10 protein-coding genes are annotated in these 18,653 nt (G+C 50.4%); 4 read left to right on the top strand and 6 right to left on the bottom strand.

Annotation, left to right across the window (positions count from 1 at the left end; all coding sequences use genetic code 11):
- Window positions 1–44 precede the first annotated feature (44 nt).
- Window positions 45–2,120 (top strand): thioredoxin domain-containing protein, encoded by a 2,076-nt coding sequence (locus I2I11_RS11360; protein ID WP_196267831.1) that lies wholly within the window; start codon window positions 45–47, stop codon window positions 2,118–2,120.
- 323 nt (window positions 2,121–2,443) lie between these two features.
- On the top strand, window positions 2,444–5,716 hold the full coding sequence (locus I2I11_RS11365) for an amidohydrolase family protein (protein WP_230680112.1): 3,273 nt from the start codon (window positions 2,444–2,446) through the stop codon (window positions 5,714–5,716).
- A 307-nt stretch (window positions 5,717–6,023) separates the two neighbouring features.
- Here the strand turns inward: I2I11_RS11365 and I2I11_RS11370 are convergent, their stop codons facing one another.
- Both I2I11_RS11370 and I2I11_RS11375 read right to left on the bottom strand, forming a co-directional pair.
- Window positions 6,024–7,184, bottom strand: a complete 1,161-nt coding sequence (locus tag I2I11_RS11370; protein WP_196267832.1) for an MFS transporter — start codon at window positions 7,182–7,184, stop codon at window positions 6,024–6,026.
- Window positions 7,185–7,393: 209 nt separating this feature from the next.
- On the bottom strand, window positions 7,394–8,581 hold the full coding sequence (locus I2I11_RS11375; RefSeq protein WP_196267833.1) for a serine hydrolase domain-containing protein: 1,188 nt from the start codon (window positions 8,579–8,581) through the stop codon (window positions 7,394–7,396).
- A gap of 114 nt (window positions 8,582–8,695) precedes the next feature.
- Between I2I11_RS11375 and I2I11_RS11380 the strand changes: the two genes are divergently transcribed.
- Complete coding sequence (locus I2I11_RS11380; protein ID WP_196267834.1) at window positions 8,696–9,304, top strand: DsbA family oxidoreductase; 609 nt, start codon at window positions 8,696–8,698, stop codon at window positions 9,302–9,304.
- A gap of 247 nt (window positions 9,305–9,551) precedes the next feature.
- Here the strand turns inward: I2I11_RS11380 and I2I11_RS11385 are convergent, their stop codons facing one another.
- The 4 genes from I2I11_RS11385 to I2I11_RS11400 form a co-directional block, all read right to left on the bottom strand.
- A complete protein-coding gene (locus I2I11_RS11385) occupies window positions 9,552–10,346 on the bottom strand; it encodes a tellurite resistance TerB family protein (protein ID WP_196267835.1) in 795 nt (264 codons plus the stop codon).
- 92 nt (window positions 10,347–10,438) lie between these two features.
- Window positions 10,439–12,481: an OmpA family protein gene (locus I2I11_RS11390; RefSeq protein ID WP_196267836.1), complete on the bottom strand. Its 2,043-nt coding sequence runs from the start codon at window positions 12,479–12,481 to the stop codon at window positions 10,439–10,441.
- A gap of 2 nt (window positions 12,482–12,483) precedes the next feature.
- Entirely contained in the window at window positions 12,484–13,668 is a 1,185-nt protein-coding gene (locus tag I2I11_RS11395) for a hypothetical protein (protein WP_196267837.1), read from the bottom strand.
- Between the two features lie 626 nt (window positions 13,669–14,294).
- Complete coding sequence (locus I2I11_RS11400; RefSeq protein ID WP_196267838.1) at window positions 14,295–16,169, bottom strand: Ig-like domain-containing protein; 1,875 nt, start codon at window positions 16,167–16,169, stop codon at window positions 14,295–14,297.
- Between the two features lie 1,223 nt (window positions 16,170–17,392).
- On the opposite strand from I2I11_RS11400, the gene I2I11_RS11405 reads away from it, so the two are divergent.
- Window positions 17,393–18,391 carry a PorP/SprF family type IX secretion system membrane protein gene (locus I2I11_RS11405; RefSeq protein ID WP_196267839.1) on the top strand — a complete coding sequence of 333 codons (999 nt, stop codon included), beginning with the start codon at window positions 17,393–17,395 and terminating at the stop codon, window positions 18,389–18,391.
- The last annotated feature ends 262 nt before the right edge of the window (window positions 18,392–18,653 follow it).

Here is an 18,653-nt window from a genome sequence, read left to right on the forward strand (position 1 = left end):
GTTTACGTCTATTCCGAACTAACAAAGTATAGCATCAGCAACCTATGAACAGCGATAAAACCCCAAACCGCCTCATCCATGAAAGCAGCCCTTACCTGCTGCAGCACGCCTATAACCCCGTAGACTGGCACCCCTGGGGCGAGGAAGCACTGCAAAAAGCAAAACAGGAACAGAAGCCCATTCTGGTAAGCATTGGCTATGCCGCCTGCCACTGGTGCCACGTGATGGAGCATCAGTCATTTGAGAAGGAAGAGATAGCGGCTGTGATGAACAAGCATTTTGTGTGCATCAAAGTAGACCGTGAGGAGCGCCCCGATGTGGATGCCGTGTACATGGACGCGGTGCACGCGATGGGGCTGCAGGGCGGCTGGCCGCTGAATGTGTTTCTGAATTCGGATGCCAAACCTTTTTACGGCGGTACCTACTTTCCGCCAAAGCAATGGGTGGGCCTGCTGCAGAACATCGCGGAAGCTTATGAAAAAAACCGGGCGGAGTTGGACGGCTCGGCAGAGCAGTTTGCCGAGCACCTCAACCGCAGCGAACTGGCCAAGTATGGCCTGAACCAGAGCAACTACCATGTGCGCGAAGATGATTTCCGGTTGATGGGCTACAACCTGAGCACCCGCTTCGACAAAGAAAAAGGCGGCCTGGGGCAGGCGCCCAAATTCCCGATGCCCACCAATTATATGTTCCTGCTGCGCTATTACCACCACACCAGCGACCATACCGCTCTGAATCAGGTACACCTCACACTGCGCGAAATGGCCTACGGTGGCATTTACGACCAGGTGGGCGGCGGCTTTGCCCGCTACTCCGTAGACGCCGACTGGCTGGTGCCTCACTTCGAGAAAATGCTCTACGACAACAGCCAGCTGGTAAGCCTCTATTCCGAAGCCTACCAAGCTACCCGCGAAACCTTGTACCACGAGGTAGTCTATGAAACTATTGCTTTTGTAGAGCGGGAACTGATGAGCGATGAAGGCGGCTTTTACTCGTCGCTGGATGCTGACAGCGAAGGTGAGGAAGGCAAGTTTTATACCTTCACCAAAGAAGAATTGCAGGATATACTCGGCGATGAAGAGCCCCTTTTCTCCAAGTATTACAACGTTACCGCTGTGGGCAACTTTGAGCATGAGCGCAACATCCTCCACCGCCGCATTTCCGACGAAAAATTTGCACAGGAAAACGAACTGGAGTTGGACGTACTGCAGGAGATGGCGCAAGGCTGGAAAGAGAGAATCATGGACGTGCGCGCCAACCGCATCCGCCCCGGGCTGGACGATAAAATCCTGACTTCGTGGAACGCGCTGATGCTGAAAGGCCTGGCCGATGCCTATTATACGTTTGGCAACAAGCACTTCCTGGAACTGGCCCTGCGCAACGCTAATTTTATACTTACCAGGCTTAAGCAAGGCGAGAAGCTCTACCACAACTATAAAAAGGGCAAGGCCACCATCGACGGCTTCCTGGAAGATTATGCCTTGCTCATCCGTGCCTTCACCAGGCTTTACGAAGTAACATTTGATGAAAAATGGCTGCAGGAGGCTAAAAACCTGACGGATTATACTTTAGCGCACTTCTTTGACGAAGCTGAAAGTATGTTCTTTTTTACAGACAATAGTTCCGAAAAGCTCATCGCCCGCAAAAAGGAAATCTTCGACAACGTGGTGCCTTCTTCCAACTCCGTGATGGCCACCAACCTGCATTTCCTGGGTTTATACTTTGATGAGGAACGGTATACTTCTTTGTCGGATGAAATGCTGAGCAAGGTAAAGGATTTAGTCGTGAAAGAGCCGTCGCATTTAAGCAACTGGGCCATGCTATACTTCTACAAGCTCACACCCACCGCCGAAGTCGCCATTGTGGGTGAAGAAGCCCCGGAGATGCGCTCCGAACTCAGCGCCTTTTTCCTGCCCAACATGCTTTTGCTGGGCAGCAATGGAAAGAACGGTGCTACGACCAACATCCCGCTGCTGGAAGATAAAATTACCCTCCAAGGCAAAACCACGGTATACGTGTGCTACAACAAAACCTGCCAGCTGCCCGTGCATACCGCCGCCGATGCCCTGCTGCAGCTACAAAATAAAGAACAGCAGGATAGCAAGTTCCCGGCGCTATAGGGACAGGTCGCAACCTGTTCTTACAAGCTCTTCTACCGCAAGTTTGAGCGCAGCGGCAACTTGTGGTAGATATGAAGCCAGTTTATAACTGGCGAAAGTATAGCTGCGAAGATTGGCAGCTATACTTCCATCAAGCGCTATTTAATGCAGCATAGCCCCGCAATTAGTAATCCACGCAAGTTACAAACTGGCCTCATGAAAAGCCACAAGTTGCCGCTGCACTTAAACTTGCGGCAGAGAAACTTTTAGCAACCTCCTCCCCCTTTCACCTCTCCCGCTAATTGCTTAACTTGTAGCACAAACCAAGTTAAATCACCCTTTCAATGAACAAGCGTACTTACCTGAGTATGTTTCTGGCGGCAGCGCTGGCCCTCCCTTTCAGCGCGGCCCATGCCCAGGACAAAAAAGAAACACCCAAGTGGAAAGTGGAAGATGCCCACGGTCCGCAGAAAGACGTCACCATCACCACCGACGAAGGCACCTGGATGAGCGTGGACGTGAGCCCGGACGGCAAGGAAATCGTGTTCGACATGCTCGGCGATATTTACCTGATGCCTATCACCGGCGGAAAAGCAAAGCTGCTCACCGGCGGCCGCGCCTTTGACGTACAACCCCGTTTTAGTCCCGATGGCAAACTCATTTCCTTTACTTCGGATAGAGCAGGTGGCGATAACATCTGGGTGATGAACCACGACGGCTCCAGTCCGCGCCAGGTAACCAACGAGAATTTCCGGTTACTAAATAATGCTGTCTGGACGCCCGATGGCCAATACCTGATTGCCCGCAAGCACTTTACCGGCACCCGCTCACTGGGCGCAGGCGAAATGTGGATGTACCATATTTCCGGGGGCAGCGGCGTGCAGCTCACCAAGCGCAAAAACGACCAGCAGGACGCCGGCGAGCCCTTTGTATCGCCGGATGGCAAGTATGTGTACTTCTCCGAAGACATGAGCGGCGGCAATACCTTTGAGTATAACAAAGACCCGAACGGCCAGATTTACGTGATTCGTCGCGTGGACCGCAACACCGGCGAAATTGACAATGAAGTAACCGGAACCGGCGGTGCCGTGCGCCCTACTATCTCGCACGATGGAAAACGGCTGGCTTTTGTGCGCCGCGTGCGTACCAAATCGGTGCTGTTTCTGCATGATTTAAAGACCGGCGAAGAATGGCCGATTTACGACAAGCTGAACCACGACCAGCAGGAAGCCTGGGCGATTTTCGGCGTATACCCCAACTTCTCCTGGACGCCCGACGACAAGAGCATCGTGTTCTGGGCCGGCGGCAAAATCAACAAAGTGGATGTGGCGACGCAAAAAGCAACCGTTATTCCCTTTGAGGCCACCGCTACGCACCACATCACACAGGCCGTGCGCCACGATTTCAGCAAAGAAGGCATCTCTCCAAAGCAATTCAAAGCCAAAGCTATTCGCCATGCAGTTACCTCGCCGGATGGCAAAACGCTGGTGTTTAACGCAGCGGGTTACATCTATAAAAAGGAACTACCCAACGGCAAGCCCGAGCGCCTTACCAAAGGCCAGGATTTCGAATTCTACCCGGCTTTCTCACCTGATGGTAAGTCTATCGTGTACTCTACCTGGGACGATGAGAATTATGGTGCTTTAATGAAACTCGACCTCCGCAAGAAGAACCCGAAACCAGAGAAGCTGACCACTGAGAAAGGGTTTTACGTGGAACCGTCGTTCTCGCCCAACGGCAAGTATATCGTGTATAAAAAGGACAGGGGCAACAACCACATGGGCTATGCTTTTGGCAAAGATGCCGGCATTTACTATATGGCGGCGGATGGCAGCAAAGCAACGCTTGTAACAGAGCACGGCTCTACCCCACTCTTCAACGCCACCTCCGACCGCATTTTCTACACAGGCTCGGAAGGCGACAAGACTGCTTTTAAAAGTATAAACCTGCAGGGCAAGGAAGAAATCACACACTATACTTCTAAGTATACCACCGAATTCCACCCAAGCCCGGACAACAAGTGGCTGGCCTTTGTGGAGTTGTTCAATGGTTATATTGCCCCGCTTACAGCCAATGGTGCTGGTCTTGATTTGAGCGCCGAAACCAAAGCCGTGCCCGTAGCCCGCTTCACCCGCGACGCCGGCACCAGCATTGGCTGGTCTGCAGACAGCAAAAAGATACACTGGGTACTGGGCGACGAATACTTCACCAACGACCTGAAAGACCGCTTCAAGTTTGTGGCAGGTGCACCCGACGAACTGCCAGCCACCGATACGACAGGTATAAAAATCGGCCTGGTGCTGCAAACTGATGTGCCGGAGGGCAAAGTAGCTTTTACCAACGCCCGCATCATCACGATGAAAGGCGATGAAGTGATTGAAAACGGTACTATTGTAGTAGACGGCAACCGTATTGTGGCGGTGGGTAAAGGTATAGCAGTGCCGAAGGATGCCAAAGTGATCGACGCCGCCGGCAAAACCATCATGCCCGGCTTTGTGGACGTACATTCGCACATGGGCACCTTCCGCAACGGCATGAGCCCGAAGAAACAGTGGGCTTATTTTACCAACCTGGCTTACGGTGTTACGACAACGCACGACCCTTCTTCCACTACCGAAATGGTGTTCAGCCAGTCGGAAGCTGTAAAATCAGGAGTTATGGTAGGGCCGCGCATTTTCTCTACCGGTACGGTTTTGTATGGTGCCGATGGTGATTTTAAAGCCGTTATCAACAGTGAAGAAGACGCGATGTCGCACCTGCGCCGCATCCAGGCTGCCGGCGGTTTTTCGGTGAAGAGCTACAACCAGCCCCGCCGCGAGCAGCGCCAGCAGGTCATTGAAGCCGCCCGCGCTCTGGATATGACTGTGGTGCCGGAAGGCGGCTCGACCTTCTTCCATAACATGACGATGGTAATGGACGGCCACTCCGGCGTGGAGCACAACATTCCGATTGCCCCGGTCTATAAGGACGTAATTGAGTTCTGGAGCGCCAGCAACACTGGCTATACCCCTACTTTGATCGTAAACTATGGCGGCAATTCCGGCGAGAATTACTGGTACCAGCATACCAAGGTATGGGAAAAAGAGCGCCTGCTGCGCTTTACGCCCCGCTCCGTTATCGACAGCCGCTCGCGCCGTGTGGTGCAGTCGCCGGACGAGGAGTATGAAGGCGGCTACATTGCCACTTCCAAAGCAGCAAAAGCCCTGAACGATGCGGGCGTAAAAGTAAACCTGGGTGCCCACGGGCAGCTGCAGGGCTTGGGTGCACACTGGGAACTCTGGATGTTGCAGCAAGGCGGCATGACGAACATGGAGGCCCTCCGCGCCGCTACGCTGAACGGGGCGCAGTACCTGGGCATGGGCAGCGACATCGGCTCGCTGGAAACAGGCAAACTGGCTGATTTAATTGTGCTGGACAAGAACCCGCTGGAGAACATCCAGAATTCCGAGAGCGTGAAGTATACCATGGTAAACGGCCGCTTGTATGACTCCGAAACCATGGCCGAAATCGGCAACTATAACCACAAGCCAGGCAAATTCTTTTGGGAGAACAGCAAAACAGGCTCCTCCTTCGACTGGCACGAGGAAACTGAAGCTGCCGGGTTGATCTGTGATTAAACAGTAAGTATAAATAAAAAAACAAAGGCTACTTCTGCTTAGCGGAAGTAGCCTTTGTTTTTTTATTCTCTCCGGCGCAAGCGTCCGCTTGTGCCAACGATGCAAGAAGGGATTCCAGCTTCCCCTACTACAAGAGCAAGCCGCAAGCGGATGCTTGCGCCAGGAAAAGGAAATTGTGCTGAACCTGAACTGAAAGTCTGAAAATTTGCTCTCATGTACCAGCACAAGTGATGCTTTGCTTCTCACCTGCGCTAGTGAAGGTAATTTATACTTTAAAAATCCTGTGTTCTGATACTTGTATCCTTACCTACAGCGATTTACTCTTCGAAGCTACTAAAGTAACACAAAGCCCCATAAAAGCGATGATGCAGTACGACACCCGCAAACTGGTGGCGCCCGCGACAAGACCTATCAGCGGCGGACCAAGCAGAAAACCCAGGAAGCCAATCGTGGAAACCGCTGCCAGTGCTGCGCCTGCAGACATGACCTTCGTTTTTCCGGCTGCGCTATACACCAGGGGCACTACCGACGATACGCCTGCCCCCACCAGCAGGAAACCAACAGTAGCCGTTATAATGTTCGGAAAAGCAACCGCCAGCAGCAAGCCCGAAGCTGTCAATATGCCGCTGCCTTGCAAAATGGTTTTCATACCGAAACGGCTCGTGAACCAATCGGCTACAAAGCGTCCGGAAGCCATGGTACACATAAAAGCCGTATAACCCAGGCCCACCCATGCATTCTCTGCCAGCACCACCTTTTTGAAGTATACGCCGCTCCAGTCGAACATAGCGCCTTCGCAGATAAGGGAACAAAAGGCAATGAGCCCCAGGTTTAGCAATGATTTATCCGGCATAACAAAAACAGGCTGCTTTTTATCTGCGTCGATATCTTCGGGAAGTATAAACCGGAACGCAGCCACAGCAGTTATAGCCGACACCACGGCAATTAATGTGAAATGCTGCTGCGGCAACACGTTTTCGCCAATCATCAGCGTACCCACCGCAGCGCCGGTAAAAGCCGCCAGGCTCCACAATCCGTGAAAAGAGGCCATAATCGAACGCTGGTATAACGCCTCCACGCCCACTGCCTGTGTATTGATGCCAATGTTTACCAGGTTACCTGCTATACCAAACAAAAAAAGGCCTGCCACCAACTGCATCCTGGTGGCTGCCATGCCCAGCGTTACAAGAACAAGTGCATAGAGCAACACCGCCACCGTTACCACCTTCCGGCTCCCCGTTCTGGCAATTATCCATCCCGAAAAAGGAAGCGACAGCATCTGCCCCGCCGGTAAAGCAAACAGCACCAGTCCCAAAGCCGCCTCCGACAACCCCAGCTTCTGTTGAATGGTAGGGATACGCGCTCCCCAGCTGGCAAAGCATAACCCCTGCAAAAAGAAAACTACCCCGACAGCTATCCGATGGACCCTTTTGGGGAGCGTTGTATTTAAAACGTAAGAAGAAGACATGAATAAGGCATACGAAATTTACAAGACACCGGCCCGGCATCAACAGCAAAGCGCCAGCGCAGGATTAATAAACCAATGTAAGTATAAATCAGGGCTGTTGCTCTGCAAAAGAACTTAGCAGCGGTAGCAAAGCCCCTGTTTCAAGCCGCCAGGCCTACTTTCAGGACGGCAAAATCAGCACCTATACTTATTATAAATTAAACTTATTTCTACTCCTGCACTGCTGCGAGCACGCGTTTGATCAGCTCGTTGGGATTGCCATAGTGCCAGCGCCATACCAGCACAATGTCATGTTCCGGATCTACCCAGATAGTGTTGGGACCGGCACCCAGCGCAGCGTAGCTCGTGGTGGGCGCATCTGGCCAAGCTTTGCCTTCGGTGTTCAGCCACCACAGGTAGCCGTAGTCCGGGCCAACCGGGCCGCGGCTACCTGTCGCTTTTGTCACCCATTCCGCCGGCACCAGTTGCTTGTCTTTCCAGCGGCCATTGCGCAGATACAGGTATCCGAACCGGGCTTCGTCGCGGGCACTTATCCAAAGGCCGCCGCCCCAGCGCGTGCCGCCACTCACCGAAGGCATTTCTTTGCCATTTATACTTACCTTGGAATTATAATAAGGCACCCAGCGCCAGGTGCCGGAAGCGCCAATGGGGTCCATAATTTCATCTTCCAGCACCTCCGGCAGCGGCTTTTCCCATAAACGCAACAGCGACAAAGCCAGGCGGTTAATGCGCACATCGTTGTACTCGTAGTAGGTGCCGGGCTCCTGCAGTTCGCGCGGCTTGCGCTCGCCCTTGCCAAAAGCCTCATGCCCGATAAAGTTGCTGTTCTTGCCCCACAGTTCGCCTTCCCACTCGCTCGTTTGCCGCGCGTGGTCTTCCCACGTTATCTTGCTGTTATGAGCTGAGTCGTAGCCGCCGTCGTGCACATATTTGGCTACCGGGTCGGTTATACTTTGGATCATGCCGCGCGCTATGGTCAGGCCAAGTATGGTAGACAAAAAACTTTTTGCTACACTGTAAGTCGGGTCTACGGCTTTGGTATCGCCCCACTCAGCTACGATGTAACCATCTTTCAGAATAATGCCGTTGGTGCCGGCCCTGTCGTTGGGAATAGGGCCGAGCAGTTTGCCGAAGATCTCTTCCTGTGTCGAGAAATCCTTTTCCATTTGCGTGGTTTCCTGGGTTTTCGCCCATTCCACGGCTTGTTGCAGTTTGGCTGCATCCAGGCCCAGCTGCTCCGGCTGCCTGTGCTCCCAGTTATCGCCTTTGCCAGGGTAGTATACTTTGGTTGCTACCGGGTTATTTTGTGTTGCTGTTCCGGCATTTGTTTGCGGCTGCTGCCGGCACGCCACCAGGCTGAGTGCCAGGCAGAGCGTGGTAATGATGTATCGAATCATACTTGCTTGTTTTCGCTACCAAGCTACTAAAAAATAAGCTGCATTTTTACCTGCCTCCAAACAAAGCACAGCAGCAGCGGGTAAAAAGATATACTCAAATTAAATTTATTATTGATGTTACAGATAAAAGTATATTCGGATTATGTTTGCCCCTACTGCTTTCTGGGTGAAGTGGTGCTGGAGCGGGCGCTGCAAGGTATGGAAGATAAAGTAGCCATAGAGTGGATGCCGTATGAGCTGCGCCCTTATCCTACGCCAACGCTCAAGCCTGAAGAAGACTACCTGCAAAGCACCTGGCAAAGCTCCGTGTACCCCATGGCGCAGCAACTTGACATACCCATTGTGCTGCCCAACGTATCGCCACAGCCGCACACGCACCTCGCTTTTGAAGGATACCAGTATGCCCGAGAGCAGGGCCTGGGCGAACAGTATACGCATCGTATGTTCACCGCTTTTTTTCAGGAAGAGCAGGACATCGGCAACACAGACGTACTGGCCAGGCTGGCAGCAGAAGTTGGCCTGGATGAAGCTGAATTCAGGAATGCGCTCCAGACAGGCAAGTATAAGCAGGCACACCTGGATGCCCTGAAATCAGCTTATGAAGATGTAAACGTAACTGCCGTCCCCACCTTTATCATTGGAAATAAAAAAGTGCTTGGCTTATTGCGCGCAGATGATTTGCGCAGGCTCATTGCGCAGGAGCTGAACGCTTTGGATGATTAGCTTATACTATAAAAGGAAGTAACGTTGCAAAACGCCACTTCCTTTTATAGTATAAGCTACTTTACCTCGTCTGCGCAGCTTGTTTATAGTTATCGGGATTTCCGCTGAGGCCATCTATAAATCCTCGTTTTAGTATCCTGCCAGGCAAAGGCTAATGCAATCAAAAACATGGCCAGCATACCCAGCAGGAAAAAGCAGATGTTACAAAGCATGTATACTATACTACGTACCGATGATTATCAGGTGCTTACCAGCCACGGCGTCTGCCACCAAACAAGCCTCCCAGTAAAGAACCTAGTCCGCCGGAACCCATACTGCCGTAGCCGCGCCTGCCGTTCAGGCCGCCAAGTATAGAAATAATAGAGCCTAGTCCGCCGCCATACCCCCGGCCGCCGTACATGCCTCCGCCCGTCATGCCGCCACCCAGTAAACCGCCGAGCAAACCGCCGCCCATACCCATGCCGCCGCCGTAATGCCTGCGCCCGCCGCTGAGCATACTTCCGATTACGAGTGGTGCCAGTACACCCAGTATGCCAGTTACCATGCCCGGTGAAATGCCTGCCTTTTTAAACATATCACCAAAGCCGCTTTTGTTCAGGAAAGATTGCGAAGTCGGATCTTCACCGTGCTGCCTGGCCTCGCCTGCCTTGTTCACAAACTCGTCCAGTATACTAAACTGGTTCTGGTCGATGCCCAGGTAATCGGCCATTTCTTCAATTTTTTTCTGCTCCTCCGCCGAATACTGCCCGTCTGCTTTGGCAAAGCTGATAATATCGGTTACAAAAGCGAAACGAAGCTGGCTGCCTTTCAGCACATCGAGGCACTTGCGCAGATCGATAACGGATGGGCTCTTTGCAATCTGTATCACCTCCTGCTGTACTTTGTCGGATAATTCGGCCGCTTCGCCCATTAGTTTCAGAAACTCGAGTTCTTCTTCCGATGCATGGCCGTCAGCAGAGGCCATGGTAGCCAGCGCCCCAAAATAAGCGCCTTTCTCCTCTTTGGTATAGTTTTTTAGTAAAGTTGTATGTTCCTGTTCCATGATGTCTGTTGATTAGTTGCCTCCTAATAACGTGCCATGGCGCAGCCGGGTTGGCTGCGCCATGGCACGTGTTAAAAACCTTCTTCAGGATCTTACTTTGTTATTTCGAGTGTTACCCGCCGGAAAGCAGGGTTAGCAGTACCGCCCGACTCCACTTCACCGGCATGTGCGGTCGTAATGCGCGTTGCGGCTATTCCCTGAGCTTTCATAAAATCAGCAACGGCCGCCGCTCTTTTGCGGCTTAGCACCATGTTATACTTCGCATCGCCTGTCTGATCAGTATAACCGGTTAGGTTCAGTTTCAGGTCCGGGTTAGCTTTAAGTAGGGCCGCCATAGCAAGCAGTTCGTCGTAACTTGCAGCAGGCACCGTTGAAGAATTTAACCCGAAGAACACGTTGGCTGTGCTGGCCACATCTGCTCTTACAGGTGTGGCGGCTTCTGCAGCATGCAACCTTTGCAGCTCACTTTCATAAAATCCCAGCCGGTGCATGATGCTGTCGTTCAGTTTTGCCTGTTGTTGCATGTACTGCAGCAGTTCTTCATCCACAACGGTTACGGGCGCACCTTGCTGCCGGCCCTGGCTGGTATCAACAGCTGTGGCTGCCTGAAGGGAATCAAGCCTGCTGCGGAGCTGGCGGTTATTTCTGTTTATTGCATCCAGTTCTCTTCTGTCCTGTTCGAGCAACAACACAGTATTTGGATCAACCTGGGAGGCACGGTTTCCATCCACCCTGATAGTTCGTGTGTCGGGCACATACACTGTACGGGGTCTCTCCTGTGTTATTCTTATCGGCTCCTGTACCCGTGTTTGTTCTACACGGGCACGCTCCCGTTGTTCAGCAGGCGTCAGCCGCCCTGCTGTATTATCGCGTGCGCGCTCCTCCCTTATTCCTGCTGCTTCATCCAGGGCGCGTTCCCGGGCATCCAATTCCCGCTCCCGCGCTTCCTGCTCCCGGTCTCTCACGTCCTGCTCCCGTTGCCTTACACTTCGCTCTCTTTCCCGTAACCTCATTTGCTGCTGCCGCAGGTTTCTGCTTGTCATGGTATCAGATAACATTTCAATAGCGGGAGCAAGCTGCGTAGTATCTGCCTCTACTATCTGCTCATCCTCTTCCGTTGCGCGTTCATCCGCTATGCGATAGGCCCTTTCTACATCGACAGTCCGCCTCATGCTATCTACATCAACAGAATCCGGCAGCTGTACAAGCTCCTTTTTACTGCGTAAGCCGGTAGTATCCTGCACCAGTTGCAGGCTGTCTATTTTTATTATCGGAATGGTGTCGTATACGGCGAGCCGATCAGTTGGTACCCGAAGCGTGTCCGGTACGGCGACGGGCTGTACCCGCCGGGCAGCCTCTACCAGGCTGTCTTCCGGAGATAAGGTATTGAGCTGCACTTTTCTGGGCTCCAGTTCCAGTATATAATCCAGCATACTTCTGCGGGCAGGCCTAGCCGGACCGGCAACAGGAGCGGGCGGCGGCAGGAAGCCTGCGTAAAGAACAGGCGCTTTGAAGGTAGACTTTTTAAACCCGAAACTGTAAGCCAGCGACAAACCGGTGTGCAGGATGGTGTTGTTATAGTCGTTTTGCTCCGGAGCAACTTCGGTAAGGTGCGCTTTTGTGTTATACACGGCTTCGGTATGCAGGTCGAGCTGCCATCTTTCCGCAAGCCTGAACTTCAGGCCTAAGCCAAATGGTACCACCTGCATCTGGTTTGTTTCGCGGCTGGCGCCGTTATAGTCTGTTTGCAGCGTACTCAGGCCGTATCCGCCAAAAAAGTAAGGCGACACAAAAGCCGAGGTGTTAAGCAGCCAGCCATTATCGGTATAAAAGTATAAGCGTACAGAAGCCATCCGGGCTTCTGTCGTAAAAGCTTCGCCTGCCTGCCCGAGGCCCCGTACATTTCCATAAGTAACACCTGCCGCCAGTCCTAACGTATTGCCCAGGCTCCTGCCGACTTCGAAACGGTATAACAAATTATCATAGGCTTTAAAGTAATCGTCGGTGTTTTTGGCGGTATTGTAATAATTGGCAATGCCGGTATAGCCTTTCAGCTGCCAGTTATACAAATCGTGCTGCGCGGCGGCACTCAGCCAGCCAAGCAGCAAAAGAACAGTTATACTAAGCTGCTTCATGACTAACGATTTAGGTTCAGCCACAGATTAACTTCGATGCTCAGCCCCACAAATGGCCTGACATACATTCTGTCGAAGTTAAGGTCTGAAATAGAGTTACCGCCCTGATCGTTTTGCAGCAAAGTAGCGCCCGCGTTGACACGTATAAAAGGCAGTGCCCGGTAGCCCAGCGCCAGAAAAATGGGGCGTTGTACCAGCGGCCCGGTAGCCACCGCATTCTCGCCAAATTTAAAGTTCTGCAGGAACACGCCCGTAGAGATGCTGGTTCGTTCCCAGAAAGCAGAAGAAAAAGGCGCTTTGCCAAACGGAATCGAAATGCCTACATACGGAGCAGTATCCGAGGAGAAGTTGTCTACATCGCCGGAGTAGTAAACGCCGCCGTAGCCGGCATTGATGGCGATAACGTTCTTGGTTTTCTCGGTGGCATAATCCGCCATCTTTTTGGTGTCGGTCAGCACGTATAGCTGCCTTCCCACATACTGCGCCACCTCCTGGCTCACCATTGTTTTAAGCGCCTCCAACTGCTCCTGCGCATAACGCAGCCGTAAGGTTTTAGCATCCTCCTTTTCTCTGGAGAAAACATTGAAGCGGGCTTTGCTAAGCCTTAAATCTTCAATCTGATCCAGCTTTTCAAGTATAATATCAGAAAAGCCGCTGAAATCGGTGTTAAGCTGGTTCCGGTAGAGTAAAAGTCCCTGATTTACAATAGCATTCATGTCGCTGCGCATAATCCTGGGGTGTTTCCGCAGTTCGATGCTGCTTCGGTTTACCTGGTACGACTGGTCGATGTATGCCCACAAAGCGGCGTCGAGCTGCTGTAAAAGCTGTTGCTGTTGCCGGGTAGGAACTTTAGAATAATAGTTCAGCACGAACGTATACTCCTCGTTGCCCCGCAAAGGCTGGTTTACAGGAACTGTAAATATGTTTCTGCGGCCCGATAGCTGTTCTGTCCAGCCATTCTGGTAGAGCGGTTTTTCGTCTGTGTCGGCAGAAGCATATACTTTTACCACCACCATACCAATGCGGGGAGGCACATCGCCTGTAATGATAAATTTGCTTTCGGCAGGCAGGGGTTGCCCATCGTTGAAATAGGCCCGCTCATAATTAAACATAACAGTTTTGTACTGAGCAACTACAGGCAGGCTACTTATCAGAAAGACGGCAAGCAGGTAAAATTTTAATTTCATAGCTTTAGTTAAATAGTGATTGGTTTTGGTTCAGGACAGGTTCGCTCGCTGCTATACTTATCCGGTTTTCATGACACTTGAAGTAAACAGGGCAACTATTATTAATGTTTAATACTCTGAACAGAGATTATTGTTCTACCTTTTTATTGATTATCAATACTTTATAAATACAATTTATAGAATATAAAAACTACCCGGGCCGGCAGCAAGCTTTTTATGTGCGGAACGGGGGAGCTTTTTGCAAAGTAGTTTTTTGTACTGAAGGCCTATAGCAGACACGTTTTACCTGCTGCAGCGATAATAGCCCAGCCAAATAAATTACAACTCAGTCACCTTCTGGTTATAGGATACTTTTATACTTTAAATTAACCCGCTAAACCACACGTTCACCTCACAGGTGGCGTAAACCAGTGACATACGTTTGCAGCATGACCACCGAAGCGGACTGAGGAAAAGAATTTATACTCTCATGAAAATGACCGGTGATCAGCGCTTTGCCAGCCGCTGATCTGAAGTGCTGACGGATGGCATAACGCTGGCTGGCGATTAGCGGGGTTGCTTACCACTATAAAACAGAAAGAGCCAGGCATTTTACCTGGCTCTTTCTGTTTCAAAGGATGGATTTGTTACTGTTTCAGCATCTTAAAGGAATTATGCAGGTCGCCCATTTGGGTATGTATAAAATACATGCCTTGCGGCAGATGCGCATCCAGCATCAGTTTCCCGGGATTAGCTCCTGGCTGCACGGATATTTTGCGCTGCAGCAGCTGCCTTCCCAATGCGTTGGTTACCGTGACAATAACGGTTCCTGCCCGCGCTGCTTCAATATCGAGGTTAATTTCGCTGCTGAAGGGATTAGGGTATACCTGCACCCGGTTGGCTGCAGCTCCGAAGTTTACTGTTTTGGGGCCGAAGTAGGCGGTAGTGCCATCCACGTCTACCTGCCTGAGACGGTAATAGCGGGTACCTTGCTTGCCTCTTTCCCTGTCTGTGAAAGTGTAAAGCTGCTCTACCGCGGCGTTGCCGTTTTTGCTTTCTACAAAGCCCAGGCTTGTGTAGCTCAAACCGTCTGTAGACATCTCCACAAAAAAGCCTTTGTTGTTTTCCTCCTGCGCCGTCGCCCACTCCAGCACCACGTTGCTGCCTTGTTTGCTGGCCTGCAGGTATATGATTTCGACAGGGAGAACAATCAATTCTGATTCGATTGTATATGCCCCTGTTGTTGCACTTAAGTTTGTGTAGCAGTTATTTGTATATATAGGTGTAATGTCGCATCTTACCTGTAGTAAAGTTGTAGGCACTGAAGTTATTTCTAATGTTTTAAATCTTCCGGTTTGATTATCTATAGGCACAAGTTTCCATTTGTCCTCACCGCTGCCCCCTTCGTTGGTATACCATTGATATGATCCTACATTTCCATTCTCTATGATATTGGAATCCACAGTAAATTTGCCGGCCTTTCCAGCTATAGGATTTTCCGGGTCAGATTTTATGCTTCCTATAGACTTAGCAACCGGATTAACCTTAAGAATAATCTCAGCAGGTGTAGAAGTATAACCATCGTTGGTAGCTGTAAACCTAACGGTTACACTTCCGGTACCAAATACATGAACCTTCGGTGTAGTAGTAGTAGGATAATCTATATCTACTCTTGTTATTCCACTGCCTTCTTCATAGAATGCTTCCCATTTTAATATACCATTTGCAGCATTCTTGGTACTACCAGTAAGGGCAAATTCAACAGACTCATTTACATTCGGATTACCACATTGATTTTCTCCGGGATTCACCTTCTCTATTGTTGCTTCAGGCAATGCCTTAATATAAGCTGCAACGTCAGATCTGATGCTACTTTCGCACCCGGCGGTGCTAACAGTAGCTACATAGTATGTTGTAGTTGGTTGAGTTAATTTAGGGGTATCATAAACAGCAGCAGTTGCACCGGCAATAGGTTCTGCAGTAGTATTAGAGACATACCAAGGGTAGCTGCCTCCTTCAGGTGCTCCGGAAGCTGCCCATTGAACAGAACCAGGGCCGTAGCGAGTGACTGCAGTCGTAGCAGGTTCCTTCGGCAAAGGATAAATTTCTAAACCAAGACTTGACATAGCTGCAGATTTGTCTCCACATCCGTTTACAGCCGTTACTGTTATGTTTCTGTTTCCGCTTGCAGCATCATTAAAATCAACCGTAATTTCGTTGGTTTTATCACCAGTAATGATTGAGGCACCTTCAGGCAATGTCCATTCATAAGTATAGGAAGCATCTCCTGCAGCAACCGAATATACCACGCCACCAGCACCGTAACAAACTTGCGTTGGCCCGTCGATTTCACCTGGATCTGCTGTTGCTTCACAGTCCCCCCCGCTCTGAGCTGAGACCTCCGTAAAAATACACATCAAAACCACCAGCAGCATCCCTGTAACAAACCACGACAAACATTTGCCAGGTATGGGTGAAAGCAAGTGGGTAATCCTTTTATTCATAATCGGCAGTAGCAGCATTAAGGGTTAAAGATATCGGGTTCGGCCGGGAGGCATCAGAGCTTGCTCTGCTGGCACCACAAAGGGCTAACAAAATCTAAGAATGTTTTCATACAGGCATTACAAATCCCTGTTGCATTTAAGGAAGCAGCTTTATCCAGCAGGTAATCCAGCCAGGTTTATGGCTACAACTACCAGTAAATGAAAAGCAGAAACAAATCATTGCTACACAGCTATTTGATTCTACTTTGTACCCGAAGTATGGCATTAAAAGACATATTCAGGTATTTTCATCTTACCTAATATCTAATTTAGCATTGCAATTATACTATAAAATTCACTAATAGTTCTTAATTATAGAACCCTATTTATAAATTATTGTTTCTTTTATATTTTTATGCGAAAGCTAAAACACTGAAGTTACAACCAGGAACCGGCTGTATATGTAAGCCCGTTTTTGCCGGTGCCGGCAATCCTTTTGCTCACGTGTAAAATTTTCAGGAAGGTGCGTAGCCGGGAGTTATATTACCGCAACATGGGATGTGTTTGCAACTTATGCTGCCTCCGGAAGTGGGTTGCACCTTTAGCGGGAAGGCCTTTTCTGGTGGCATTAAAGTAACAGAGCGCTATTGCCGCGCATTCGTTCACACCTAAGATTATACTGCAGGACGAGCTTTAAATTCTGTACCCGTCAGGCCCACTGCATATTATACTTCAGTTCTATACTATACCCTAATCTGGTCGGGATAAGCTACGCTCGTAACAAAGACGGAATAGTTGCTGTTGCCACATGTTGGCGGGTATTCTGGAGGGCCACTGCATAATCTTATAAAACACTCTACCGCCACTGCTGACACACGACGCCTGGTGGCTACTTGCCTGTACTACTTAAATCCTGTTTAAATATTTTCTATCAATACCTTTCCGCCCTGGCAATAAGATAATTTTTTTTATCCAATGGTTCTTCATAAGACAATTTATTGTATGTTTGTTAAAGCTTGATGGAACATATTGCTTTGTAAAGCACAAATTTACTTATAACAAAAGCAAGTATAACAAAGGCTTGAAAGGCTCAAAAACTATATTGTTAAAGTATAATTCCAAAGCCTCTAAGTTGTATAGCGCCAGACAGCTGCAGGCGGAAATTTTATACAAAGAATATGTGCTGCAACAGCCGGGTTTTATCGCCTTCGGCTAGAATGCCCGGAGCCGTGAAGCATCAGTTTGCAAGATAGTTGAGAGAAATGAGAAGAATTTTACTGGGAGCCATACTTTGCTTGATAACTGCTGTTGCTGCGCTGGCACAGCAGCGGCCACAATACAGCCAATATGTGCAGAATAATTACCTGACTAACCCGGCTGTTGGCGGCATTGAGAGCTATACAGATTTTCGCCTTGGCTACAGAACGCAGTGGGCAGGACTGGAGGGCGCACCTACCAGCTTTTATGCCACGCTACACGGATCGCTGGGTAATAACGGAATCGGGTCCTCCAACTCCAGCCGCGGAGGCTTTTCGAAGCAGAACAGGTACAAGCGCGCTGTACCGCACCACGGCGTGGGGATGCTGGCCATGGTGGACAAGGCCGGGCTCCTGCGCACCTCTACCCTTAACCTGAGCTACTCGTACCACCTGCCTCTGAACCGCTATCTTACGCTCGCCAGCGGCATTTCCAGTGGTATCACCCAATTTGCTTTGAACACACAAAACGCTGCTGTCTTTGATCCGGGTGACCCATACTTGTCCGGAGCGGTGCAGAATGCGACGAAAGCAGATCTGGCGCTTGGCTTCTGGCTTTACAGCCCGGACTTTTATGTGGGCGTATCGGGCGGGCAGCTGCTGCGCAACGGCAGCGACTTTGCGCAGGGCGGCACCATCAGTCAGCCGCACCTGCGCCAGCAGCCACACTTTTATGGCACCGCGGGGCTGCGCCTGCCACTCAGCAGCGACCTGTCTGTTGTTCCGTCTGTGATGGTGAAAGCCACGGAGTCAGCTGCGCCTGCTATAGACTTTAACCTGCGGGCCTTGTATCTGCAGCGCATATGGGGCGGCGTATCTTACCGGCACCACGATGCAATGGCCGTAATGGCAGGCATAAACGTGAGTACGCTGCTGGACATTGGCTATTCTTATGACCTCTCCACCTCCAGCATGAACCAGGTAAGCGCCGGCAGCCACGAAGTAGTGGTTGGCTTTAAGCTCAACAACCGCCGCAAAGTTATCTGCCCTACCTGGGTATGGTAAGTATGGATGGCAGCTGTCTGTAACTACATGCGTTTGATTTCGCGCCCCTCAAAGCAGGTTCACACCACTCCCGGATTATACTTTATCTTATCCGGGCTTTCTTTACGTGCAAAACTGCAGTTCATCAGAAACTCAATAAAACCATAAGCAACTAGTAAACAGCCCGCTTACCCCCTGTTCTGTTCGACAATCTGATCCACAATAATTAAATGGCTAAAACATTAATTTATACTAAGTATATGTTTGAAAATAAGCTATTTTA

The organism is Pontibacter rufus, assembly GCF_015694705.1.
GTDB lineage: Bacteria > Bacteroidota > Bacteroidia > Cytophagales > Hymenobacteraceae > Pontibacter > Pontibacter rufus.